We start from the raw sequence: 24,872 nt of genomic DNA, 5'->3' as shown, positions 1-24,872 counted from the left end.
AAAGCTAGCCCTGGAAGCGGGGAAAAGCCGCACGACCCGCGTAACGGGCGGCATCATCAAGAAGCTCCTCGATGCGAAGAAGCTGGTTGTACTTGGCGACGCGGTCGGAGCGCGCCGGCGCGCCGGTCTTGATCTGGCCGCAGTTGGTGGCCACGGCGAGGTCGGCGATCGTGGTGTCCTCGGTCTCGCCGGAGCGGTGGCTCATCATGCAGCGGTAGCCGCTGCGGTGCGCGAGGTCGACGGCGTCGAGGGTCTCCGAGAGCGTGCCGATCTGGTTGACCTTGACCAGCAGGGCGTTGGCCGAGACCTCCTGGATGCCGCGGGCCAGGCGCTCGGGGTTGGTGACGAAGAGGTCGTCGCCGACGATCTGCACCCGGTTGCCGAGGGCGGCGGTCATGGCCTTCCAGCCGTCCCAGTCCTCCTCGTTGAGCGGGTCTTCGATGGAGACCAGCGGGTAGGAGCGCACCAGCTCCTCGTAGAAGGAGATCAGCTCGTCGGAGCTGTGGCCCTTGCCGTCGAGGGTGTAGACGCCGCCGGAGTGGAACTCGCTGGCCGCGACGTCGAGCGCGAGCGCGATGTCGGTGCCCGCGGCGTAGCCGGCCTTCTCGATGGCGACCAGGATGAGGTCGAGCGCGTCGCGGTTGCTCGGCAGGTTGGGGGCGAAGCCGCCCTCGTCGCCGAGGCCGGTGGCGTAGCCCTTCTCCTTCAGCACGCCCTTGAGCGCGTGGTAGGTCTCGGTGCCCATGCGCACGGCCTCGGAGAACGTCTCCGCGCCGATCGGCGCGATCATGAACTCCTGGATGTCGACGTTGCTGTCGGCGTGCGCGCCGCCGTTGAGGATGTTCATCATCGGCACCGGGAGCACGTGGGCGTTCGGGCCGCCGACGTAGCGGAACAGCGGCAGGTCGGCGCTGTCGGCGGCGGCCTTGGCCAGGGCGAGGGACACGCCGAGGATGGCGTTGGCGCCCAGCCTGCTCTTGTTCGGCGTGCCGTCGAGGTCGATCATGGTCTGGTCGACGAGGCGCTGCTCCTCGGCGTCGAAGCCGACGATCTCCTCGGCGATCTCGTCGGTGACGTTCAGCACCGCCTTGCGCACCGACTTGCCACCGTAGCGCTCGCCGCCGTCGCGCAGCTCCACGGCCTCGAACTGGCCGGTGGACGCGCCGCTCGGGACCGCCGCCCGGCCGGTGCTGTAGTCGTCGAGCAGAACCTCCACCTCGACCGTGGGGTTGCCGCGGGAGTCGAGAATCTCGCGGGCGTTAACGGCCTCGATCGCAGCCACGACGCTCTCCTAGGATGTCAGCCCGGGGACCGGCCCCCGGATGCGCGGCACCGCGCCGTCGTGCGCGATGCGGTTGCGGACGGTTTGCCTCATGAGCCTATCGGGCCCTACCCACCGGTACGGCTGCACCTCCCCCCCGCACGGGGCTCACATGCGGCGCGGGGACGGTGTGCGGAGTTACCCGGACGGCCGCGAGCGCTCCCAGGCGCGCACCCGGTCGCGGTAGTCGCGGGCGGCGGCGCGCAGCTCGGCCTCGGGGTCGATGCCGGCGGCGCGGGCCCTGCGCACCAGGTCGAACAGCTCCCTGCCGACGCCCTGCCCGACGGCGCGGGCCAGAGTGTCGGGCACCCCGGCGCGCTCGGCGCGGCTCTGCAGGCCGTGCGCCAGCGACAGGGCGGGCTGGCCCATGGGGACGCCGTCGAGCAGCGACTCCTGGCCCTTGGCGGCGCGCTCGGCGGCCTTGATGGTGTCCCAGTTGTCGCTGACCTCGTCGGCGCCGCTGACCGCCGTGTCGGCGAAGACGTGGGGATGGCGGCGCACCAGCTTGTCGACGATGCCGCCGGCGACGTCGTCGACGTCGAAGCCGCCCTCGCCCGGCGTGCGCTCCTGCGCCAGGCGGGCGTGGAACACCACCTGCAGCAGGAGGTCGCCGAGCTCCTCGCGCAGAGCGGCGTAGTCGGCGTCCTCGATGGTCTCCAGCACCTCGTACGCCTCCTCCAGCAGGTAGGGCACGAGGGACTCGTGGGTCTGCCGGGCGTCCCAGGGGCATTCGCGGCGGAGGCGGTCCATGACGGCGACCAGGTCGAGCAGGCGGGCGCCGGGCAGGTCGTAGGACCCGGGCACGACCTCGATGACCGGGGGGTCCTCCATGGCGAGCGCCGCGCGGCCGACGGCGCGCATCAGATCTTCGTCGCCGTCCTGGGCGGCCAGCCAGACGACCGTGCCCGCGGCGGCCTCGCGGGCCAGGGCGGCGGGATCGGGCGTCACGGCCTCGACGGGGATGCCCTCCTCGGCCAGGTAGGGCAGGAGGGGGTGGGCGGGCGAGCCCGTCAGCACCCGCCCCGCCCCGAGGACCGCCCACGCCCGCCCGCTCAGCAGGCCGGGGGCCACCCGGGGAGAGGTGGTGACGACGACAAGGGCCACGTCACTGACCGGCGGAGGGATCCGGCTGTCCGGCGGGCGGTGCGTCCTGCTCGGCGGGGGCGCCGAAGCGCGGCTGGTTGACCAGGCCCTGCTGGGGGTCCCACACGCCGTAGCGGTGGGCGACCTTGACCGGGATGGCGTCCATCTGCTCGAACACCTTGACCTGCGCGGCCTGGCTGGACGCCTGGTCGGAAAGGTTGGCGCCGAAGCGCTCCAGCCCCTTCTGGTAGATCAGCGCCGTGCGGATCCACTGGCGGGTCTCCGACGGCGGGACGCCCTTGCTGAGCGCGGCGGGGCCGATGCGCTCCATGCCGCCCTGCTCGGCCACGAAGGAGTCGACGTCGCCCTCGGTCACGTTGACGCCGTTGCGCTCGGCGAACTGGTCGAACTGCTTGAAGTAGACGAGCTGCAGCAGCACGGCCCGCGGGATCGACGGGAGCTGGATCTGCTCCTGCGTGACCTTCGCCTTGGCCAGCGCGGTCTGGAACTCGGTGACCTCGGCGTCGAGCTGCTTGGTGCTGATGCGCTCTCCGCCGACCGTGGCGGCCACGCCGATGGGCGTGGGTGAGGAGCAGGCGGTCAGCGCGACGCCCGTGGCGGCCGCGGCCAACAGCACGCGCACACTCTTCGACTTCACTGGTCTGGTCCCTTCGACAGTCGCGGTAACTCTACTCAAACCCCGCGCCGGAACCGTCATCGGCCACAGCGCGGCGGGCCCGCCGGCCCCCCGGCGGCCGGGGTCACCGGCCGCCCGCGGCCCTGGCCGGCTCAAGGAACATGGCCTCGACGAGGTCGGAGCACCACCTGAGCAGGTCGAGGTCGCGCAGCGGCTGCCCGCCCAGCGGCTTGGTCTTGGGCACGGGCACCAGCAGCGCGCCGGCCGCCGCCTTGTGGATCGCCTTGGGGTACAGCCGGTCGAGGCGCACCTGCTGCGACTCCCGCAGCGCCACGGGCGCGAACCTGATGTGCTGGCCCTGCAGGGCGACGTCGGTCAGCCCGGCCTTGCGCGCGTGGACTCGGAAGCGGGCCACCTCCAGCAGGTTCTCCACCTCCTGCGGCGGGCGTCCGTACCGGTCGGTCAGCTCCTCGCGGACGGCCACGACGTCCTCGTCGGTGCCCACCGCGGCCAGGCGCTTGTACGCCTCCAGGCGAAGGCGCTCGGAGGTCACGTAGTCGTGCGGGATGTGCGCGTTGACCGGCAGCTCGACCTTGACGTCCGCGCGCTCGCGCTCGACCTCCTCGCCCGACAGCTTGGCCTTCTGCTCCTGGACGGCCTCGGCCATCATGCGCACGTAAAGGTCGAACCCGACGCCCGCGATGAAACCGGACTGCTCGGCGCCGAGGATGTTGCCCGCCCCGCGGATCTCCAGGTCCTTCATGGCGACGTACATGCCCGCGCCCATCTCGGTGTGCTGGGCGATCGTCGCCAGCCGCTCGTGGGCGGTCTCGGTGAGCGGCGCCTCCGGCGGGTACAGGAAGTAGGCGTACCCGCGCTCGCGGCCCCGGCCTACCCGGCCGCGGAGCTGGTGGAGCTGCGACAGGCCGTAGTTGTCGGCCCGGTCGACGATCAGCGTGTTGGCGTTGGGGATGTCGAGGCCCGACTCGACGATCGTGGTGCTGACCAGCACGTCGAACTCGCGCTCCCAGAAGCCGACCATGATGCGTTCGAGCTGCTGCTCGTTCATCTGCCCGTGCGCGACGGCCACGCTGGCCTCGGGCACCAGCTCGCGCAGGCGGGCGGCGACCCGGTTGATCGACGACACCCGGTTGTGGACGAAGAACACCTGGCCGTCGCGCATGCGCTCGCGCCGCACGGCCGCGGCGATCTGCTTCTCGTCGTAGGGCCCGACGAAGGTGAGGATGGGGTGCCGCTCCTCGGGCGGGGTGAGGATCGTGGACATCTCGCGGATGCCGGTGAGGCCCATCTCCAGCGTGCGCGGGATCGGCGTCGCCGACATGGCAAGGACGTCGACCTGGGTGCGCATGTGCTTCATGGCCTCTTTGTGCTCGACGCCGAAGCGCTGCTCCTCGTCGACGATGATGAGGCCGAGGTCCTTGAAGCGGACGTCGGGGTTGAGCAGGCGGTGCGTGCCGATCACGATGTCGACCGTCCCGTCGCGCATGCCCTCCATGGTCGCGCGCACCTCGGCGTCGGTCTGGAACCGCGACACCGGCTTGACCACCACGGGGAAGCTGGCGAACCGCTCGCCGAAGGTCGACAGGTGCTGCTGCACCAGCAGGGTCGTGGGCACCAGCACCGCGACCTGCTTGCCGTCCTGCACCGCCTTGAAGGCGGCGCGCACCGCGATCTCGGTCTTGCCGTAGCCGACGTCGCCGCAGATCAGGCGGTCCATCGGGACCGAGCGCTCCATGTCGCGCTTGACCTCGTCGATGGCTTCGAGCTGGTCGCCGGTCTCGGCGTAGGGGAAGGCGTCCTCCATCTCGCGCTGCCAGGGCGTGTCGGGCGCGAAGCCGTGGCCGGGCGAGGCCATGCGGGCGCTGTAGAGGCGGATCAGCTCGCCGGCGATCTCCTTGACGGCCTTGCGCGCCCGCGACTTGGCCTTGGCCCAGTCGGCGCCGCCCATGCGGTTGAGGGACGGCGACTCGCCGCCGACGTAGCGGGTGACCTCGTCGAGCTGGTCGGTGGGCACGTACAGGCGGTCGCCCTTGGCGTACTCGATCACCAGGTACTCGCGGGTGGCGCCCTGCACGGAGCGCTGCACCATCTCGACGTACCGGCCGACGCCGTGCTGGGTGTGCACGACGTGGTCGCCGACCTTGAGCTGGAGCGGGTCGACCATGTTCCTGCGGCGCGAGGGGAGCCGCCGCATGTCCTTGGTGGAGGCCTTCTGGCCGACGAGGTCGAGGTGGGTGAGCACGGCCACCCCGTCGGTGACGAACCCGTGCTCGACCCGGCCGGTGGTGACGTGCACGACGTCCTTGCCGGGCGGGGTGTCCAGGGCCGGCACCAGGCGCGCCGCGACGTCGACGCCCTTGAGCAGCTCGACGATGCGCTCGGCAGGGCCGTGCCCCTCGCTGAGCAGCACGACCGCGCGGCCGTCGCCGAGCCATCCCTTGATGTCGCCCAGCGCCCGCTGGGTGTCGCCGCGGTAGGACTCGGCCTCGCGGCCGGCCAGCTCGACGGCGTCGCGCGGGTCGTAGTCGACGTCGTGGGCGTCGCCGGCCTCACGCTCGGGCGAGGCGGAGACGAAGGGGGCGATCGTCCACCACGACTGGCCCAGCTCGCGGGCCTGGCGGCGGATCTCCGCCAGGTCGCGGAAGGCGGCCGCGCCGAGGTCGATCGGCGCCTCGCCGCCGGCGGCGGCGTTGATCCAGGAGGCCTCAAGGAACTCCTGGCTGGTGCGCACGAGCTCGACAGCGCGGCCCCTGATGCGCTCGGGGTCGCAGATGAACACCGACGCCCGGGCGGGCAGGTGGTCGAGCAGAAGATCCATGCCGTCGACGAGGGCGGGGGCGAAGGCCTCCATGCCCTCGACCGGGATGCCGTCGGCGAGCTGGGTGAGGATCTCGGCGAGGGCGGGGTGCAGCTCGGCGAGATCGGCCGCCCGCTGCCGGACCTCGTCGGTGAGCAGCAGCTCGCGGCACGGCGCGGCGAACAGGCCTCCCTCGGCGACCTCCAGGGAGCGCTGGTCGGCGACCTTGAACCAGCGGATCTCCTCGACGGTGTCGCCCCAGAACTCCAGGCGCAGCGGGTGCTCCTCGGTGGGCGGGAACACGTCGAGCAGGCCGCCGCGCACGGCGACCTCTCCGCGCTTCTCGACCATGTCGACCCGGTGGTAGCCGTTGCCCACCAGCCGCGCGACCACGTCCTCGAGGTCGGCGTCGTCGCCCACGCGCAGCCGTACCGGCTCCAGGTCGCCGAGGCCGTTGACCAGCGGCTGCAGCAGGGCGCGCACGGGCGCGACGACCACGCTCAGCGGGCCCGCCGCGGCGTCGCCCTCCACGGGGTGGGCGAGCCTGCGCAGCACGGCGAGGCGCTGGCCGACGGTGTCGCTGCGCGGGGACAGCCGCTCGTGCGGCAGCGTCTCCCACGCGGGGAAGACGGCGACGCTGTGCTCGCCGGTGAGGCCGGTCAGCGCCGCCGCGAGGTCCTCGGCCTCGCGGCCGGTGGCCGTGACGGCCAGCACGGGACGCCTGCGCGCGAGCGCCGCGACCGCGAACGGCCGCAGCGCGGGCGGCGCGATCAGGTCGACGTCCTCGCCGGAGCGTTCGAGCGCGCCGGCCAGCGGCTGTTCGGCGACGACGAGGTCGAGCAGTCCGGAAAGACTCATTCGCAATGCCCCCACATGGTCATGCCCGCCTTCGACGCCGGCGCGGACGGCCTTGCCCCATACACGGGGGTCCCGCGCGGCGACTCCATCGCCGCGCGCCGCCGGGCGGCGGCCGGCCGGGCCCGCGCGGCGGTGCGACGGGCATGGCGGCTCAGCATGGCGGCACGCGTGACCCCGGGTTCGTCGGGTCACCGGGGTTAGCCCAAGGCTACTTCCCCCGAGGCCCGGCGAGACCTGAGAACCGGTCCTCTGGTGGTTTTGACCGGGATTGTCATGAAACGTACCAGGTGGCATACCACACCCGGCCGACCAGGGGAATGCGGGCGCGCGACCGGGCGGCGGGTCGCCTCGGGTGCGGGCCCACCCCTCCTTAAAGTGAATCCACTACAGAAGGAGTTTTTGTGACTACGCTGAGTTACATGTCTGAGGTTCGATGGTGGCCGGCCACCCAGGGCGACGTTTTCAGCCTCCGCATCCGCGAGCTGCGCACCGAACAACTCGGCCGGAGGCTCGACATCCTGATCGCCGGCTGCGGCAACGGCCACCCGCTCGAACTCGAACGCGTCGAGTCCAGGATCACCGGCATCGACGAGGAGCTGCCCATCCTGCGCGCCGCCCTGGAGTCCCGGGGCGATCTCGACGCCCGCTTCCTCGGCGATCTTCGCGCCGCCCCCCTGCTGCCGCGCACCTTCGACGTCGTGCACGTGGCCTTCCTGCTCGAACGCGTGCGCCACACCGAGCTCGTGCTCGACCGCATGGTCAACGCCCTGCGCCCCGGCGGGCTCCTGCTCATCCGCATGCGCGACCGCACCACCGCCTACGGCTTCTGCGACCGCGCCCTGCCGTCCTGGCTGCGCCGCCTGCTGTGGTCGGCCTTTGCCCCGCAGGGCGCGGTCGGCCCGCTGCCCGCCGTCTACGAGCAGGTGGCCTCCCGCGAGGGCATCCACTCCTACTGCCTCATGCGGGGCCTGATGATCGCCGAAGACTACTCCGGCTCATCGGGCCCCGCCCTGCGCGGCCCGCACTCCCGGCTGGCGCGCGCCGCGTGCCACGCCGTCGAGAGGCTGTCCGGCGGTCGCCTCCCCGCCACGAGAGACGAGATCACGCTGGTCATCCGCAAGCCGCAGAACCACTTCGCCCGCCTGATCTAGCCCCCGGTCTCAGCGAGGCGTCAGCACCGGCACCCAGTTGCCGGCCCGCTGAGAGTTATCGCGGTCCCCCGTGAGGCGCGCGACCTCCTTCCCGTCGACGCTGACCACCACCAGTCCGTTGGTGAACTCGTTCTCGCAGGTGCCCGCGCAGCCCAGCGCGATCAGGTGGCTGTCGTCCGCCCAGGCCATCAACTGCAGCATCGGCTGCGTGCCCACGATCTTGCCGGTCTGGACGTCCCTGACGGTCGTCTGCGGGCCGGGCGGCGCCCCGTCGGCGGCGTACAGCCGTCCGTCGGGCGAGATCCCCGCCTGCTGGAAGGTCTCGACCCGCCGCTCGGGCGCACCAGCCGGCTTTCCGTCCAGGTCGTAGTACTCCGGCGAGTCGCAGCAGGACCCGCTGATCCTGGTGCCGTCCTCGCTCCAGCGGAACGGCTCAGTGCCGGGCCCCTTCATGGCGTCCGTGGCCGATACGGCGTGGTAGCTCGCCTCTCCGGTCGCCCCGTCCACGACGTAGAAGCCGTTGCGGCCCGGGGACGGGATCGAGGAGCTGGTGCCGTCCTCGGAGACGTTCTCGCGGATGGTCGGATCCCTCTCGTAGGCGGTGGCGAGCACCTTGGTGCCGTCCGGCGACCACGTCACGTAGGACACCGGCTTCTCCAGGTCCACCCACCTGACCACCTCGTGCGTGGCCATGTCGAGGATGCCGAGCCGCCGCGCGGGCTGCTCGCGCTCCAGGACGACCGCGTGACGCATGCCCCGGGCGACGCCCACCCTGCCCCAGGGGGTCTTCACGTACCCGCCGGTGCGGGCGTCGTAGAGGAACCACGTCTCCTCCCGCCGCGTGCTGCGCTCGGCGATCTCGACCTCCTTCCACGTGTAGTACGCCGACATGGCCATCCGGCCGGCGGCGACGAACGTGCGCGGCGGCGAGCCCTCCGGGTCGGCGCTCACCTCCAGGGGCCCGGGCGTCGTGGACGCCGTCGGGTCGGTCAGGACGGCGGAACGGTCCCCCGGCAGCCGGTCGGCCACCAGGCCGGGGGCCACCACCCCCACGGCCACGACGCAGGCCGCCGCCGCGGCGGCCATCGCCCCCGTACGCACCCGCCGCCGCACCCGCCCCCGCAGGGCGCGGCCGGCGAGGTCAGGCGGAACCCGGGCCTCCTCGGCCCACTCGCGCAGCGTCTCGGAGATCAGGTTCTCCGGTTTCATGGCTTGACCTCCTCGAAGCTCGGGTCGGACACCCTCAGGTCGGCCAGCTCGGGCGCGACCGCCCGCAACCGGGCCAGCGAGCGGTGCACCGTGCTGCGCACCGTGCCCACGGAGCAGCCCATGATCACGGCGACCTCGGCCTCGGGCAGGTCCTCGAAGTAGCGCAGCACCAGGGCCGCGCGCTGGCGCGCCGTGAGCCGGGTCAGGGCGTGGCGCAGCACGAGTTTCAGGTCCGCCGCGTGCGTGTCGTCGCGCCCGGCCACGTCGGGCGCCTGCGCGACCACCGTCTCGCGGCGCCGCGAGGCCAGCCGCCACCAGCTCACCTGCTGGCGGTACATGACCTGGCGCAGGTACGCCTCGGGCTCCTCGATGCGGTTCCACCGCGTGACGACCTTGGCCAGCGCCGTCTGCAGCAGGTCCTCCGCGGCGTGCTGGTCGCCTCCGGTCAGCAGGAAGCCCAGCCGCATGAGGGCGGGCGAACGCGCCGTCACGAACTCGCGGAAACGTCGCTCCTCGGCAACGTCCACGCTCACCTCCAATGTTCGATGCAACCTTCTGACGCCTCGGCCCCCGCGCCGCTATGCCGCTCCCGCCGCCTCCGGCGCAATATCCTGTCCCGGTGCGAAACGCTGAGCAGCCCACCGCGACCCCGCCGAGCGCCGCGCCGGCTCCCGAGTGGACTCCCGACGCCCGCGAGCTCGCCGATCTCGAGCTCCTGCTCTCCGGGGCCTTCCACCCGCTGACCGGCTTCCTCGACTCCGCCGAGGCCGCCTCGGTCGTCGAGAACGGCCGCCTGGCCGACGGCACGCCCTGGCCCGACCCCGTGACGCTGATGGTGCCGCACGACCATCCGGTGTCCGCCGGGCAGGAGCTCGTGCTGCGCGACCCCGAGGGGGCCGCCGTGGCCGTGGTGACGGTCACCGAGCGCACCGCCGACGGCCAGGTCGCGGGCCCGGTCGCCTCGCTGGGCGTGCCCGAGCACGGGCCGTTCGCGCGGCTGCGGCTCACCCCGGCGCAGGTGTGCGAGGAACTGGGCGCCGGCCCGGTGCTCGCCGTCACCATGCGCGGGCCGCTGGACAACCTGGAGGAGGTCGCAGCCACGGCCCGCGAGCTGGGCGCGACGATCCTGCTGCTGCCGCTGGCGTTCGGCGACGGCGGCCCCGCCGTGGTGCGCGCGGCGCTCAAGGCCCGCGACGGCCTGCCGCCCGCCACCCGGGTCGCCGTGGTGCCCCTGGCGCCCCGGGAGCCCGAGATCGACCTGGAGCTGCGCGAGCACGTCGCCACCGCCTACGGGGCCGTGGAGCACCTCGCCGGGCCCGAGCCCGTCACGCTGCCGGGGCCGCCGCACCGGCGCGGCGTGGTGGTGTTCCTCACCGGGCTGTCGGGGTCGGGCAAGTCGACGATCGCCCGCGGCCTGCACGACGCCTTGCTCGAAAGCGGCAGCCGCACCGTCACCTACCTCGACGGCGACGTCGTACGGCGCCTGCTGTCGGCCGGGCTCACGTTCTCCAAGCCCGACCGCGACCTGAACATCCGCCGCATCGGCTTCGTCGCGGCCGAGGTCGCCCGGCACGGCGGCCTGGCGATCTGCGCGCCGATCGCCCCGTACGCGTCCACCCGCGACGAGGTGCGGCACATGGTGGAGAGCGTGGGCGCCGAGTTCGTGCTCGTCCACGTGTCCACCCCGCTGGAGGAGTGCGAGCGGCGCGACCGCAAGGGCCTGTACGCCAAGGCGCGGGCGGGCGTCATCCCGGAGTTCACCGGCATCTCCGACCCCTACGAGGAGCCCGACGACGCCGACCTGACCGTCGACACCACCGGCATGCCCGTCGAGCACGCCGTGAGCGCGGTCATGGGCCTGCTGACCTCCGGCGGCTGGGTGCGCTGAGCCCTCCTGGGCCCGGCCGGGTCACCGGCCGGGCACGGGGGTGGAGCTGAAGTACGGGGCGCGGGCCAGCTCGGTGAAGGCGCGCCCCGCGGCGGCGGTGGCGTCGAAGCGGGTGTCGCCGCGCGGCGCGATCGGGGAGTCGAAGTACACCAGCGCCTTGATCTGCGGGTAGCCGCGGATCTGGCGGCGCACGGAGTTGAAGAACTCGACCTTGAAGGCGGGGTCGTCGGGCCGCTCGAACGCGCCCCACTCGGCCACCATGATCGGTTTGCCGGGGAACCGCGCCTGCGTCCAGCGGTAGAAGCCCGGCCAGGCGGCGTGGTCGCGGCGCACCTTGTCGACGAGGGTGGCGAAGTCGTCGACCCTGCGGTCGGCGTAGGGGTCGAGGCCGATCCAGTCGACGACGTCGTCGCCGGGGTAGAGGCGCTCGAACCACGGCTTGGCGGCCCAGTTGGGCGCGCCCATGTACGTCATCACGGTGACGGCGTTGCGCACCCCCCGCTCACGCAGGCGCAGCACCACGTGGCGGTACATCGAGGCGTAGTCGTCGGCCGTCATGCCCGAGCCGTGGCCCGGGCGGACGTCGTTCTCGGGCTCGTGGTGGACGGTCAGGAAGAACCTGTCGGGCAGCATGCGCCTGAGCGAGGCGGCGACGCGGTCGATGCGGCGGTCGATCGCGCCGCCGGCGATCTGCGCCCAGGTGTGGCGCACGGACGGCTTCCAGTTGATGAGCAGCAGCCGTGTCTTGGCGAGCTGCCGCTCCTCGGGCGTGGGGAACGGCTCGCCGCCCCGGTGGTAGACGTGGACGATGTCGGCCTTGCGGCCCATGCGCTTCTCGGCGGCGGCCAGGGCGCGGGCGGGGGGCCGCCCGCCGAAGACGTCGGGCGCCACGCCCCACCAGGCGCCGCAGCTCGGGATGAGCTTGGCGGTGGCCACGCAGCCCGGGACGCCGTTCGGGATGGCGGCGCCGGGCGTGCGGTCGCGGGCCATCATGCCGGGCCGCGGGTTCGCCGACGCGACGGTGTAGACGAGCAGCGCGCCCCCGGCGGCGACCCCGACACCCAAGACCCATATTCCCGTTATCTTGCGCAAGGCGGCCTAACCCCCTTTTCCCCGTTTCCTCGAAGGCTGGTATTCACCTTCCCACTAAACGCCGCCGAACCGGAGGGAACTCGGCGATGGTGGCCTGACCTGCTAATTACCATATATGGACAAATCAAGATATCGACATTCATAGCACTGTTCCGCACGGCGGGGAAAACCGCGATATCCGGGTCGGGGAAACGCTGGGTGTGTCTATAGTTCTCTGAATGCGTTTCCGGGATTCCCCGCGCGGATGAGCCCTTCCGGCCTGGGCGTCGCTCATCCGCGGCCCGGGGTCCCCACCAAGCACGCCCGCACACCGCACAACGCGACCGCACTCCGCCCCACAACCACGACCGCCCCCGCACCCGCATCCGGCCCCGGCCCCGCACCCGGGCCCGTAACCGCACCCCTCGCCCCGCCCCGCCCCGCCCCTGTGACCAAACCCGCACCCGCACCGAGAGGCACGCCGAACCCATGAGCCAGCCGGCGTCCGCAGTCCCAGGCCCGGCCGACGGGCGCGAGCTGGCCGACATCGGCTCGCTGCTGCGGCGGCGGCGCGTGGCGGTCGCCGGGTGCGTGCTCGCCGGCGTCTGCGGCGGCGGTGTGGCGCTCGCCACCACCCCGCCGTCCTACACCGCGACCGCCGAGGTCCTGGTGGCGCCGACCAGCGTGCAGGATCAGCTCAACCAGACCACCCCCCGCCAGCGTGAACCGCTCAACCTCGACACCGAGGCCCACGTGGCCCGCTCCGCCGTGGTCGCCGCGCGAGCCGCGCGGAGCCTCAAGGCCGGCGATCCCGAGACGATGCGCGGCCAGGTCACCGTCAGCGTGCCGCCGAACTCGGCGGTCCTCGCGGTGTCGTACACGGCGCGCGACCCCATCAGCGCGGCGGCGGGGGCGCAGGCGTTCGCCAAGGCCTACCTCGCCAACCGGCGGGCCACGGCCACCCAGGCGCTCGCCGCGCAGCTCAAGATGTTCACCGCCAAGCTGCGCGAGGTGAACGCCACGCTCGCCGCCACCGTCGCCGGCCTGGCGCGGCACCCGCAGGGGTCCGCCGCGCGCACGATCGCCGCGCAGCGGCAGAACGTCCTGAACCGGCAGATCCACACCCTCACCGCCCGGTACGACGCGCTGAAGACCGTCGCCGTCACCCCGGGCGCCGTGATCAGCGACGCCCGCCCGCCGGGCGCGCCCACCGCGCCCAGCCTGCCGCTCTACCTCGGCAGCGGGCTGTTCCTCGGCCTGCTGGCCGGCGTCGGGGCCGCCGTCCTGCGCGACCGCGTCGACACCCGGCTCCGCACCGCCGCCGACGTCGAGCGGCTGACCGGCCTGCCGGTGCTCTGCGAGGGTGAGAACGCCCGCGAGCTGCGCGAGCTGGCCATGGCCGTCGCCCGGCACCTGCGCGACGGCGGCGAGCTGTTAGTCCGGAGCGTGACCCCCGGCACCGACCCCGAGCCCATCGCCGACGACCTGCGCGTCGCGCTCACCGGCCTGGCGCCCATCTGGGTCCGCACCGACCACTCGGCCCGCGCCGACGCCGCCCTGCTCCTGGTCGAGAGCCGCGCCGCCCGCTCCAAGCAACTGGCCCAAGCCGTCCGCCAACTCCGCCGCACCGACACCGCCGCCCTGGGCGTGATCCTGCTCCCCTCCCCCGCCGAACTCCCCCGCCCGACCCCATGACCCCCCTTCCGCCGGGTTCCGCGGCACCCGCTCAGGGCGTCCCGGCCTGGGAGGCGTCCACCTGGGAGTTCCCCGCCACGAGGGAGTTCCCCACCCGGGAGCTGCGCGTCCGCAGGCCGCCCGGGCGGATCGTCCGGGCGTTGCCGGCACCGGCGGCGTGGCCGATCGCGGGGTTGCTGGTGGGGTACCCGGTCTGGTGGGCGCTCGGGTTCGGGGGGCTCTGCGTCGTCGTGCTCGCGGTGCCCATGGCCGTGGTGCTGTGGCGCAGGCGTCCGGTGGCCGTGCCGAAGGGCATGGGGCTGTGGGCGCTGCTGCTCGCGGGGTATCTGGTCAGCGCCGCGATGCTGGGCGACACGCCTCCCGGCACCTACGGGGCGCTGTCCACCGGCCGAATCGCCGGGTACGTCATGCGCGGCCTGGTCTACGTCTCGCTCGCGGTCGTGGTGCTGTACCTGGCCAACCTGACCGAGCGGGAGCTGCCGCAGCGCTCCCTCGTGCGGATGCTGGGGGCGTTGTTCCTCGTCACCGTGGCCGGGGGGCTGCTCGGCGTGCTCGCGCCGCGGTTCGAGTTCACCTCGCCCATGGAGACGCTGCTGCCCGGCTGGGTCAGCGGCAACTCCTTCGTCCGCAACCTCGTCCACCCGACCGCCGCGCAGATGCAGCACGTCCTCGGGCACGCCGCGCCCCGCCCGGAGGCGCCGTTCGAGTGGGCCAACGCCTGGGGCGGCAACCTCTCGGTGCTGCTGGTGTGGTTCGTCGTCGGCTGGTGGACGTACGGCGGGCCGGCGCGGCGGCTGGTCTGCGTGGCCGCCGTCGGGCTGGCAGCCGTCCCGGTCGTCTACTCGCTCAACCGGGGCCTGTGGATCGGGCTGGCGGTGTCCGTGGTGTACGTCATCGTGCGGGCCGGGCCGCGCGCCGCCCGCGCCGTGCTGCGGGCGCGCCCACGGACGGCCCTCACGGTCTGCGCGGTGCTGCTGGTGGCGGTGCCGGCCCTGCTCGCGGGGCCGCTCACCACGATGGTCGCGCAGCGCCTGGAGAAGCCGCACAGTAACCAGATCAGGGCGTTCACGGTGATGAGCACGCTGAAGGCCGCCACCCACTCGCCGGTGATCGGGTACGGCAACACCCGCAACGCCCACGGCAACTACCGGTCGATCACCACCGGCAGGACCACGTGGTGCCACGAGTGCGGCCACCCCCCGCTGGGCAGCGACGGCCAGCTCTGGCTGCTGCTCATCACCCAGGGCTTCACCGGCGCCCTGCTGTACGTCGCCTTCTTCGCCGGCGCGGTGCGCCGCTTCCGCCGCGACCGCACCCCCATCGGCCAGGCCGGAACGCTCGTGATGCTCCTGGCCCTGCTCTACATGTTCATCTACGACGGCCTGATCTCCGCCCTCACCCTCTACCTGATCTCCTACGCCACCCTCTGGCGCAACCCCCCACCCTCCGACCCCCGCCCACCGGCCGAGCCCCCGCGACACCCGGGCGGGGTCTCGCGACCACCGGCCCGGTCACCGCAAACCCCCGGCCCGGCCCTCACCGCCCAAGCGACCTGGCCGAGCCCCGCCACCACGCCGGGTCGCCCATGAACGACCTCCGCGCACGGCCGTACCCCCCGGACAAGATCATCCCCCCGCCTCATCCCTCCACGCCGGGTCGCCCATGAGGGACTTCCGCGCTCGGTTGCGCTACCTGGACGAGGTCATCCCCCTGCTGTATCCCGCCGCCGCACCGGGCCCCGCGGCGAGACGCGCCTCATATGCGGTGGTGCCGAGCAGGCTGCTGCCCCGTCGTCTGGTGCCGCGTTCGCGGTGGTTGCCCGGGCGCAGGCGGCTCCCGGCGGGGGCGGGCACGATAGAGGCGTATCTCAGCGAGGTGTTCGGGCGGCGGGTCAGGGCCACCGCGCACATACGCCCGGCGCGCCGGGCCAACCGCAAGCCCGTCCTGGAGGTGCGCGGAACGGACGGCGGGCTGCTCGCATTCGTCAAGATCGGCCACACCGAGCGCTCGCGAGCACTCGTCCGCCACGAGGGCGCGACGCTGGACGCACTGGCCGGCACCCCCCTGAAGATCGTCACCCCGCCGGCAGTGCTCCACCACGGCGTGTGGAACGAGCTAGAGGTCCTGGCCCTCTCTCCCCTACCGGTGCCGCCCGTTCCCCTCCCCGTCCGCCTCCGCCTCGGCCGAACCAGCATCCCCACCTCCCTGCTCACCCGAGCCGTCCGGGAGATCGCCGCTCTCGCCCCCGTCGCCATCCCCGGCACCACCGCGTCCGAGGACCTTCTGGGAGACCACCTCGGGCGAGCCGCCCTGCCGGTCGGCGCTCACGCCTGGCCGGTCACCGCCTCCCGGAGCGCGGACCGGCATGGGGCGCCACCGAACACGGCCACCGCCTCGTCGTGGAACCACGCCTGGCACGGTGACTTCGCGCCGTGGAACATGGCCGCCGCTCCGGACGGCCGCCTGCTGGTGTGGGACTGGGAGCGGTTCGCCACCGGTGTCCCCATCGGTTTCGACGCGCTCCACCACTCCTTCCAGCGGGCCCTGCGCCGCATGCCGCCGCCGATCGCCGCCCAGGCGTGCCTCGCGCAGTCGGCGCGCACGCTGGAGCCGTTCGCGGTGCCCGCGCACCAGGCACGCTCGACCGCCCTCCACTACCTGATCACCCTCGCCGACCGGCACGAGCAGGACGGCCACCACCCCCTCGGCCCCCCATCCGAGTGGCTGACCCCCCTCGCCGACCGGCAGGAGGCTCTTCTGTGAACCGCCCCACCTTCCGTCAGGAGGTCCCCCCGGTGAACCGCACCGTTAAAAGGTCCGCCCACGTCGTCTCCTACACGGCCGGGCGGCTGACCGTGGGCGGGCGGCTGCTGCCGTCCTTTCTGATCGTCGGCGCTCAGCGCTGCGGCACGACGTCCCTGTACCGGACGCTCGCCCGGCACCCGCTGGTGCTCAAGCCCGCGCTGCGCAAGGGCGTCCACTACTTCGACGTGGCCTACGGCAGGGGGCCGGCGTGGTATCGCGCGCACTTCCCGCTGAAGGCGACCGCCAACCGGCTCGAACGGCGGTACGGCACCCGGCCGCCGGCCTTCGAGTCGTCGCCGTACTACATGTTCCATCCGCTGGCGGCGGCCCGCATCGCGCGCGACCTGCCGGGGGTCAAGCTGGTGGTGCTGGTGCGCGACCCGGTGGAGCGGGCGTACTCGGCGCACGCGCACGAGGTGGCGCGGGGGTTCGAGCCCGAGCCGTCGTTCGAGCGCGCCGTCGAGCTGGAGGAGCACCGCCTGGCCGGGGAGCACGAGCGGCTGGCGAACGACCCGCACGCCACCAGCCACGCGCACCGCCACCACGCCTACCTCGCCCGTGGCCGCTACGCCTGCCAACTGGCGGAACTGGAACGCCAGGTGGGCCGCCTGCGCCTGCTCGTCGTCGACAGCGGCCGGTTCTTCCGGACGCCGGAGCCCGTGTACGACCAGGTTCTGGAGTTCCTGGGCCTCCCCCGCCTCGGCGACCCGCTCTTCGAGCACCACAACGCCCGCCCCCGCCCCGCCGACATGCCCGTCTCCCTCCGCCGCCGCCTGTCCGCCCACTTCGAGCCCTGGGACACCCAGCTAGAAGCATGGCTGGACACCACCCCGTCATGGCGCCTCTGACCCCCACCCGGCACTCCCCAGCCCGCCACCCCGCCCGAACAGCCGCCGGGCACCACCCCGTCATGGCGCCCCTGAGTCGCCACTGGGAGTGCACAGCGGGACGCTCGATCGGGGCCGTCGCTCCGTGCCACCCGGTCAGCACGCCTCAGACCGCTGGCTGGTTCGCGGCGGCGTCATGAGGTCTCTGGTCAGGGGGGGCGTCGCCGGGGTGGCCGGTGCGGTGGTGGCCGCCGGGTCGCAGTTCCTCGTGGTGGTGGCGATCACCCGCGGCCTGGACGCCCGTACCGCGGGGGCTTTCTTCACCGCGACCACGCTGTGCCTCATGATCGCGGGCGTCGTCAGGCTGGACGCCGGCAACGGGCTGATCTACTTCATCGCCCGGGCCCGCGACCACGGGTACCACGGCGCCGCCCGCCACCTGCGGGCCGCTTTGGTGCCGGTCGTGGCGCTTTCCGTGGCCGCCGCCGTGCTCGTCACCGTCCACGCGGACGCGATCGCGGCGGCGCTGCTGCCCGGCACCACCCCGCCCACCGGCCCCGGGCTGCCCCGCCCGGCCCCGCACACCGGCGAGGCCGCGCTCGCCGACACGCTGAGGGTGCTCGGGGTGGCGCTTCCGGTGCTCGCGTGCGCGGACACCCTGGTCGCCGCCACGCGGGGCTTCGGCACGATGCGGCCGACCACGCTGCTCGGCGGCCTGCTGCAACCGGGCGCGCAACTCGTCCTGATCGGGACACTGGCTCTCACCGGCCTCACGGGAACGGGGGCCTGGCTGCTCCCGGCCGCCTGGTCCCTCCCCGCCCTGCCGGTCCTCCTCCTCAGCGCCCGGTGGCTACACCGCCGAATACCCGGCCCCCTCGGGTCAGCACCGGCCAGCCCCCTCCCCAAGTACGACCGGACGACCGCCCCTCCCCCGTCCGCCCGCACGGCCGTGCGAGGACGCCGGACCGGAGCGGTTCTGGACGCCGTCGCCGGATGCTGGCGGCCCGCATGGCCGAGCGCCGTCGGCCGTGCGGGAGTGTGGGGGCGTCGCACCCGGCCCGTTCCGGTGAGTGTCACGGAGTTCTGGCGCTATGCGGGGCCGCGTGCCGTCGGCGGTGCCGTTCAGGCGGTGTTCCAGCGGCTCGACATCGTGGTCGTCGGCGTGCTGGCCGGGCCGGAGCAGGCCGCCGTCTACACCGCGGCCACCCGGTTCAAGGTGGTCGGTCAGCTCGTCAACCAGGGTCTGGCCCAGGCCGTTCAGCCGCGCCTGGTGCGGGCCATGGCCCGGGGCGACCTGCCTTCGGCCCGCAGGCTCCACCAGACGGCCACGATGTGGCTGGTCGCCGTCACCTGGCCGGTCTGGCTGGGGTACGCCGCCCTGGCGCCCTGGGTGCTCGGCGTGTTCGGGGACGGCTACCGGCGGGGCGCCGCCGTGGCGGCGGTGCTGGCCGTGACGATGATGGCGGCCACGGCCTGCGGCATGGTCGACGTCGTCCTGATCGCCGCCGGGCACACGACCGCCAGCACGGTGAACGTCCTGCTGGCCATCGCCGTCACCGTGGCCGTCGACCTCTCCCTGGTGCCGTCCCACGGCGCCCTGGGCGCCACGCTCGGCTGGTCGGCGGGCGTCCTGACGAAGAACGCCCTCCCCCTGCTCCAACTGGCCCGTTGGTACGGCCTGAGCCCCTTCGGCCCCCACAGCCGCCCAGCCCTGCGCCGCGCGACCGCGCGCCACGGCGACCACCCCGCCCGCCCTTCGGGGGCCACGACACGAACGAACGGAGAGGTGTGATGGGCGTCCCCATCCCGATGACGGCACCACCGCATGTCGGCGGGGCACAAGAGCGAATCACCGCGACGACGAGGCACCCGACCGACCGGGACGTTCGATGCGCGTCCTGACGCCGCCGCCCCCCGGCAGAAGAGGCCACGCGGACACCCCACGGCGACGACGAGGCCGTCCGGGAAGCCGGGAGGGACGATGAGCGGGCCCATCCTCGTGACGGGGCTGCCGCGTAGTGGGACGAGTTGGGCGGGGCGGATGCTGGCGGCCGGGGGCGAGGTGGTCTACGTCAACGAGCCGCTCAACCCCCAGCGCCCGCCCGGGCGTTCTCCGGGGGTGCTCGACGCGACGGTGAGCCACCGCTTCCAGTACATCTGCCGCGACAACGAGCACCCGTGGCTGCGGGCCTTCTCCGACACGGTCGCCCTGCGCTACCGGTACGCCGCCGAGCTGAGCCGGGGCGCCCGCTCGGCGGGCGGGCTCGCCCGCCTGGTGAGGAACGGCTCGGCGTTCACCGCCGGAAGGCTCCGGGGGCGTCGGGCGTTGCTGGACGACCCGTTCGCGCTGTTCTCCGCCGGATGGTTCGCCGAACGGCTGGGATGCCGCGTCGTCCTGCTCGTCAGGGACCCGGTGTCCTTCGTCGCGAGCTGGCAGCGGCTCGGCTGGACGGTCTACTTCCACGAGCTGCTGGAACAGCCGCTCCTCACCCGCGATCATCCGTGTATGTGGGCCCTGCGCCCCCTGGTCGGCTCGCAGGACCGCCTCACCAAGGCCGCCGCCCTGTGGAAGGTGGCCAGGACGGTCGCCGGCGCCCTCGCCGAGCGGCACCCGGCCATACGCCTCGTCTCCTACGAGCACCTCGCCGCCGACCCCGTCGCCGCCTACCGCGACCTCTACGCCTGGTGCGGCCTCACCTGGACAGATCGGGCGCGACGCCGTGTCGAGGGCGCCTGCACGGCCCCGGGCGAGCCGTCCCGCCACGCCTTCGTCCGCACCGGCCTGTCCCGGACGGCGTTCCGCCCGATGGACTCCCGCAAGGCCCTCACCGACCTCGCCTGCGGCCTGACCCCCGCCCAGATCACCCGCATCCACGACCTGACCCGTGTGGCCCACGAGGGCGGATGCGTCCCGATACCCCGTCGCCGGACGTCAGGGTGAGACCGTCCAGGTCAGGTCGACGTATCCGCCTGAACGGAAGTCAGCCGGCCACGCCTGGTCATCGAGATCGCTGGACGGCACGGCAACCGTCTCGCCTAAGTGGTCGCGCGCGGCAGGATCTCGGTGTCCGGGCTCTGCATGTACTCCATCGCTGCGGTGAACACCGGGTCGCTGGAGCGCCGCTCCATCTCTTCCGGGGTCACGTCCTCGATGCGGGTCTGGATCCACCACACGTTGCCGAACGGATCGCGAACCCGTCCGACGAGATCGCCGAAAGCCAGGTGCGTGACCTCGGTGATGGACGTGCCACCGGCGGCGACGGCCTGCCGATGGACGGCGTGGGCGTCCTCGACGTACAGGCGCAGGAACGCGGGCGTCGCGGGCCAGCTCGGGTCGCCGTCGAACATCATCACGATCGCGTCACCGACGCGGACCTCCGCGTGCCCGATGCGCCCGCCGGGGCCGGCGACCCGGCCGAGCTCCTCGGCGTCGAACGCGCGCCGCAGGTAGTCGATGACCCCGGCGGTGTCGCGAGAGATGATCCACGGCGTGACGGTCGTGTAGCCCTCGGGAATCGCCTTGACGGACATGTGCGTGCCTCCTGTGACGTGACACCAGAACGTGTCACCGACGCTAGGAGGTGATTAGGCCAGGTTCTGTCCTACATGACACTCCACCCGACGGCGCGTAGGACGCGGTGCCCCGTCTCACGCAGGCGCTCGGGGCATCAGCTCATTGGTCTTCGCCCGAGTCCGAGGCGGCGCAACATGGCGTTCGTAAGGCGTTTGAGCAGGCAGATCGTCAGTAGGCGGAGGGCGAAGGGGAGGTCGTCGACGAGGTAGCGGCGGGCCAGCCGGGCGGGTTCGCAGGCCAGGCGGTACAGCCACTCCAGGCCTGAGCGTCGCATCCACTCGGGGGCCCGCCGCACCGAGCCGGCGGTGAAGGCGATGGCGGCGCCGCAGCCGACGAACCACGCGCCGGGCACGGCGGCGCGGAGCGTGGTGATCAACCGGTCCTGTTTGGGGAAGCCGAGCCCGACGAAGACCAGGCCGGGCCGCGCGGCGACCACGGCCTCCTCGACCAGGGCGACGCCGTCGGCCGAGGTGTCGAAGCCGTACAACGGGGCCATGACGCCGGCGACCCGCAGGCCGGGGAAGCGCTCGCCCAGCACCTCCGCCGCGCGGACCGCGACCCCCGGCGGGCCGCCGAGCAGGTAGACGGGAATGCCGTGGGCCGCCGCCGCCTCCGACAGCGACCAGATGAGGTCGGCGCCGGTGATGCGCTCGGGCACCGGCGTGCCCAGGAGCCGGGACGCCCACACCAGCGGCATGCCGTCGGGCACCGCCAGCTCGGCGCCGGCCACGATGGCGCGGACCTCGGGGTCGCGGGCGCAGGTGCGGCAGATGTCGACGTTGGGGGTCACCACGTGCCCCCCTTGCCCGCGTGCGGCGGCGGCGATGACGTGCGCCACCACCTCACGCTCGGTGAGAGCGTCCACGACCACACCGGCGACCCGCACCCGCCCGACGCCGCGCGGGCCCCCCTGCCGTTCTTTCGGCGACGGGCGCGCGGCGAGCTTGATCAGGGAGGTCATGCCGGCGGAGCCGAAGGGATGCGGCCCTCCGGAGGGAGTACGAGGCCCCATCAGACCCCCCGCCGCTCTCTCGAAGCCCGACGAGCACCCGGCCCGACCGGGGAAACCGCGCTGGTCACCTCATGGGACCACCGCCCACCGGAAGGACTTGAAAACCCCACCAAGCGCCCCGCCGTGCTCGAAGACCGGCGGGCACCCGGCCCGGCCGGGGAAGCCGCGCTGGTCACCTCATGGGACCACCGCCGACCGGAAGGACTTGAAAACCCGACCACGCGCCCCGCCGTGCTCGAAGACCGGCGAGTGCGCGGACCGACGGAGCAGACCGCGTCGGCGACGCCATGGGGGCACGGTCGACCGTAGGGAGTTGGGAGTGCCATCAGATGCCGTGTCCCCGGGTGTGGAGGGCCCCGAGCACGAGGCCGGGCGGGAAGCCGAGGGCGACCGCCAGCGCGATGGGCGCGCGGGGCTCGGCCCAGCGGGCGGCGACGGCGCGCAGTGCCCACCTGGTGGCCCTGAGCCGGTGGCCGAGCGCGGCGTTGAGGAAGGCCAACTGGCCGTAGATGCGCGCGGCTCCGCGCGGATCGTCAGCCAGGTCGGGGTGGCGGGCGAGCATCCATTCGAGCCCGGCGATGCGCTCGGACCAGCGGGTCGCGTAGTGGGACGACCCCCAGCGGACCCGCACCAGCGGACGGTCGACACACGCCAAGGGGTGGCGCGTGGCGGCGCGGAGCGCGAAGTCCCAGTCTTCGTTCTGCCCGGCCGGTGCGCTCTCGTCGGGCCACACGGACCCGCGCCGGAACAGGAACGTCGAGGAGTGCACCATCACCATGCGCGAACGGGTGAGGTGCCGCCGGGTCACCCTGCTCGTCCCGGCGAGGCGCACCACGCGGCGCGAGCCGTACTCGACCTCGATGGCGCACGCGGCGAACTCGGCTGCGGGATCGGCCGCGAGCGCGGCCACCTGGGCGGCCAGCTTTCCCGGCAGCCACACGTCGTCGTCGTCGCAGAACGCCACCAGCTCGGTGCCGAGCGCCGCGATGCCGGTGTTGCGCGCCCCCGGCAACCCGGGACTGAACCGATTGCCCAGCACCCGGACCCGCCCCGGCATCGCGGCACGGGCCGACCGGATGCCGGTGAACATCGGACCGGCCGGCTGATCGGCATGGGGGAACGGGACCGCGCTGGGCGGCTCGATGCCGGCGAGCAGGGCCGTGTCGGGGGGCCGCGGGCCGGCCGCCTGGTCGGCATGGGGGAACCGGACAGTGCCGGGCGGTCGGGTGGCAGCGGTTAGGGCCGTGTCGGGGAACCCTGGGCCGGCCGCCTGATCGTCAGGGACGAGTTGGGCGGTGTCGACCGGAGGCGTGGCGGAGGGCAGGGGGGCGCCGGACGGCTGGAGCAGGTCGGTGAGCTGGGCGGCGACTGCGGAGGGGGGCGCGCCGTCGACGGCGATCACGACGTCTACGCCGCCGGGGTGGCGCTGGGCCAGGACGGCGGCCAGGGCCTCGCGGAGGGATGCGGGGCGGTCTCCCCGGGTGGGGATGACCACGCCGATGGTGGGGGTCATCGGCACCCCGAGGCGGGCATGCCGGCGGTGAGCCATGAGGCGGCCGCGCCTTCACGGGCGCGCTGGTCGCGTACGCGGTAGCCGTACCGCAGCATCAAGGGCCAGGCCAGCGCCGTGACCAGCCAGCGATGGCGGCGGGGCAGGTGCTCGCGCCAGGAGTCGTCCCGCGTGAGCTCCAGCGGGCCGGACCGGAACCGCATGGGGTTGCCCGCGCAGGTGTGCGCGACGGACAACCGCACCACCCCCGGCCGCAGGAACCCGAGCCCGTCACCGGAACCACCGCTCTTCGCGCCCGCACCGGGGCCGGTGCCGCTCACCCCGTTGCCTGCCCCGGGGACGACGCCACGGCCCACGCCGTAGCCCCGCCCGCCCGGGACCGCACCGGTTCCGCTCCCAGTCGCCCCGCTGCCTGCCCAGGGAGCGCCGCCACGGCCCGCGCCGTAGCCGTGCCCGCCCGGGACCGCACCGCGGCCGCTCGCACTCACACCGCTGCCTGCCCCTGGCGCGCCGTCACGGCCCGCGCCGTAGCCCTGGCCGCCTGGGGCCGCGCCTGTGCCGCCTTGGGGCCAGTCGCCGTGCCGGTCGCCGAGGGCGGAGGGCGCGGGGGCAGGGCCGGTGTCGAGGCAGGTGGGGGCGGCCAGGAAGCCGTTGCCCGTGCCGCCGTACGGGGCCGGAGGGCGGCCTGACGGCAGGCCCAGGGCCGCCAGGAGGGCGGACAGGACGGTGCGGGGATCGTCGAGCAGGTCTTCGTAGCGGACGCGGAGCACCCTGCCGCCACGGTGGGCCAGCAGCTCGAAGGCGAGGTTCTGGACGAACCAGTGGGTGGCGGTCCTCCACGGGCGCCAGCGCGCCATGGGCGTGCCGTCCTCGGGCCTGCGGACCTGCCTGAGCCACGAGTGGGCCACCGCCCGGGGATCGCGCACCATGTGGACGACGCTGAGATCGACCACCGGGGAGGTGCGCAGGCAGAACGCCAGGGACGCGTGCTTGCTGGAGTCGACCACCACCGGCCGGGCCGCGACCTGCGCCGCCGCCTCGTACACCCGGGAGTAGGCCCGGGTGTACCCGCTGAGGCCCACCCCGCACCGCCGGACGGCCAGGGCGGGGATGTGCCGGGTGCGGTCGACCCGGTTACGCAGGGTCAGTATGCGGTCGGCCAGCCCGGGCGACCACCCCCCGAACGCCCGCAGGCCCACCCGGCGCCAGAACGGGCAGACGGCGAACCGCTGCCCGCACCCGCAGGGCTCGTCGTGGTTGACCCCGCGTTCCCACAGGTGAACCACTTCGCCGAGCGGGGCGATGCCGGGAACCTCGCCGAGCATCCGTTCCAGCAGTGTCGTGCCACTACGGCCCAACCCGCCTACGAAGATCACACGAACAGCCACTGGAACGGACCCCCGATGGACAGTC

Annotated in this window: 19 protein-coding genes; 8 read left to right on the top strand and 11 right to left on the bottom strand. The window is 73.5% G+C overall.

Annotated features, from left to right (window positions below; all coding sequences use genetic code 11):
• Positions 1-4 precede the first annotated feature (4 nt).
• The 4 genes from eno to mfd all read right to left on the bottom strand — a co-directional run bounded on the left by eno (position 5) and on the right by mfd (position 6,717).
• A complete protein-coding gene (gene eno, locus PYR91_RS25345) occupies positions 5-1,282 on the bottom strand; it encodes a phosphopyruvate hydratase (RefSeq protein ID WP_279783511.1) in 1,278 nt (425 codons plus the stop codon).
• 177 nt (positions 1,283-1,459) lie between these two features.
• Positions 1,460-2,425, bottom strand: a complete 966-nt coding sequence (locus tag PYR91_RS25340; protein WP_279783510.1) for a MazG family protein — start codon at positions 2,423-2,425, stop codon at positions 1,460-1,462.
• Between the two features lies 1 nt (position 2,426).
• Complete coding sequence (locus tag PYR91_RS25335; protein ID WP_279783509.1) at positions 2,427-3,062, bottom strand: SurA N-terminal domain-containing protein; 636 nt, start codon at positions 3,060-3,062, stop codon at positions 2,427-2,429.
• A 103-nt stretch (positions 3,063-3,165) separates the two neighbouring features.
• Positions 3,166-6,717, bottom strand: a complete 3,552-nt coding sequence (mfd, locus tag PYR91_RS25330) for a transcription-repair coupling factor (protein WP_279783508.1) — start codon at positions 6,715-6,717, stop codon at positions 3,166-3,168.
• A 419-nt stretch (positions 6,718-7,136) separates the two neighbouring features.
• On the opposite strand from mfd, the gene PYR91_RS25325 reads away from it, so the two are divergent.
• The gene (locus PYR91_RS25325; RefSeq protein ID WP_279783506.1) at positions 7,137-7,868 is read left to right on the top strand and encodes a class I SAM-dependent methyltransferase; all 732 of its coding nucleotides are present in this window, start codon (positions 7,137-7,139) and stop codon (positions 7,866-7,868) included.
• A 9-nt stretch (positions 7,869-7,877) separates the two neighbouring features.
• On the opposite strand, the gene PYR91_RS25320 is transcribed toward PYR91_RS25325, so the two are convergent.
• Complete coding sequence (locus PYR91_RS25320) at positions 7,878-9,077, bottom strand: hypothetical protein (RefSeq protein ID WP_279783504.1); 1,200 nt, start codon at positions 9,075-9,077, stop codon at positions 7,878-7,880.
• Positions 9,074-9,604: a SigE family RNA polymerase sigma factor gene (locus PYR91_RS25315; protein ID WP_279783502.1), complete on the bottom strand. Its 531-nt coding sequence runs from the start codon at positions 9,602-9,604 to the stop codon at positions 9,074-9,076. Before PYR91_RS25315 ends, PYR91_RS25320 begins: the two co-directional genes overlap by 4 nt.
• A gap of 92 nt (positions 9,605-9,696) precedes the next feature.
• On the opposite strand from PYR91_RS25315, the gene cysC reads away from it, so the two are divergent.
• The gene (cysC, locus tag PYR91_RS25310; RefSeq protein WP_279783501.1) at positions 9,697-10,965 is read left to right on the top strand and encodes an adenylyl-sulfate kinase; all 1,269 of its coding nucleotides are present in this window, start codon (positions 9,697-9,699) and stop codon (positions 10,963-10,965) included.
• 21 nt (positions 10,966-10,986) lie between these two features.
• Here the strand turns inward: cysC and PYR91_RS25305 are convergent, their stop codons facing one another.
• On the bottom strand, positions 10,987-12,030 hold the full coding sequence (locus PYR91_RS25305; RefSeq protein ID WP_279783500.1) for a glycosyl hydrolase: 1,044 nt from the start codon (positions 12,028-12,030) through the stop codon (positions 10,987-10,989).
• A gap of 495 nt (positions 12,031-12,525) precedes the next feature.
• On the opposite strand from PYR91_RS25305, the gene PYR91_RS25300 reads away from it, so the two are divergent.
• The 6 genes from PYR91_RS25300 (at position 12,526) to PYR91_RS25275 (ending at position 20,304) form a co-directional block, all read left to right on the top strand.
• A complete protein-coding gene (locus PYR91_RS25300) occupies positions 12,526-13,731 on the top strand; it encodes a Wzz/FepE/Etk N-terminal domain-containing protein (RefSeq protein ID WP_279783499.1) in 1,206 nt (401 codons plus the stop codon).
• Positions 13,728-15,320: an O-antigen ligase family protein gene (locus PYR91_RS25295; protein ID WP_279783497.1), complete on the top strand. Its 1,593-nt coding sequence runs from the start codon at positions 13,728-13,730 to the stop codon at positions 15,318-15,320. Before PYR91_RS25300 ends, PYR91_RS25295 begins: the two co-directional genes overlap by 4 nt.
• Positions 15,321-15,393: 73 nt before the next feature.
• A complete protein-coding gene (locus PYR91_RS25290; RefSeq protein WP_279783495.1) occupies positions 15,394-16,494 on the top strand; it encodes a hypothetical protein in 1,101 nt (366 codons plus the stop codon).
• Positions 16,491-17,384: a sulfotransferase gene (locus PYR91_RS25285; RefSeq protein ID WP_279783493.1), complete on the top strand. Its 894-nt coding sequence runs from the start codon at positions 16,491-16,493 to the stop codon at positions 17,382-17,384. Before PYR91_RS25290 ends, PYR91_RS25285 begins: the two co-directional genes overlap by 4 nt.
• 175 nt (positions 17,385-17,559) lie before the next feature.
• On the top strand, positions 17,560-19,155 hold the full coding sequence (locus PYR91_RS25280; protein ID WP_279783491.1) for a lipopolysaccharide biosynthesis protein: 1,596 nt from the start codon (positions 17,560-17,562) through the stop codon (positions 19,153-19,155).
• Positions 19,156-19,344: 189 nt separating this feature from the next.
• On the top strand, positions 19,345-20,304 hold the full coding sequence (locus PYR91_RS25275; RefSeq protein ID WP_279783489.1) for a sulfotransferase: 960 nt from the start codon (positions 19,345-19,347) through the stop codon (positions 20,302-20,304).
• Positions 20,305-20,399: 95 nt separating this feature from the next.
• Here PYR91_RS25275 and PYR91_RS25270 read toward each other — a convergent pair whose 3' ends face one another.
• The 4 genes from PYR91_RS25270 to PYR91_RS25255 all read right to left on the bottom strand — a co-directional run bounded on the left by PYR91_RS25270 (position 20,400) and on the right by PYR91_RS25255 (position 24,835).
• The gene (locus PYR91_RS25270; protein WP_279783487.1) at positions 20,400-20,894 is read right to left on the bottom strand and encodes a VOC family protein; all 495 of its coding nucleotides are present in this window, start codon (positions 20,892-20,894) and stop codon (positions 20,400-20,402) included.
• 137 nt (positions 20,895-21,031) lie between these two features.
• The gene (locus tag PYR91_RS25265; RefSeq protein WP_279783485.1) at positions 21,032-21,898 is read right to left on the bottom strand and encodes a WecB/TagA/CpsF family glycosyltransferase; all 867 of its coding nucleotides are present in this window, start codon (positions 21,896-21,898) and stop codon (positions 21,032-21,034) included.
• Positions 21,899-22,274: 376 nt separating this feature from the next.
• Positions 22,275-23,462, bottom strand: coding sequence for a glycosyltransferase family A protein (locus PYR91_RS25260; protein ID WP_279783482.1), 1,188 nt, complete (start codon positions 23,460-23,462; stop codon positions 22,275-22,277).
• On the bottom strand, positions 23,459-24,835 hold the full coding sequence (locus tag PYR91_RS25255) for a sulfotransferase (protein ID WP_279783905.1): 1,377 nt from the start codon (positions 24,833-24,835) through the stop codon (positions 23,459-23,461). The genes PYR91_RS25260 and PYR91_RS25255 overlap by 4 nt, the downstream gene beginning before the upstream one ends.
• Positions 24,836-24,872: the final 37 nt, after the last annotated feature.

Origin of the sequence: Sphaerisporangium sp. TRM90804 (genome assembly GCF_029846175.1) — a bacterium.
In the GTDB taxonomy this organism is placed as follows: Bacteria; Actinomycetota; Actinomycetes; order Streptosporangiales; family Streptosporangiaceae; genus Sphaerisporangium.
This window is presented reverse-complemented; position numbering and strand designations above follow the sequence as displayed.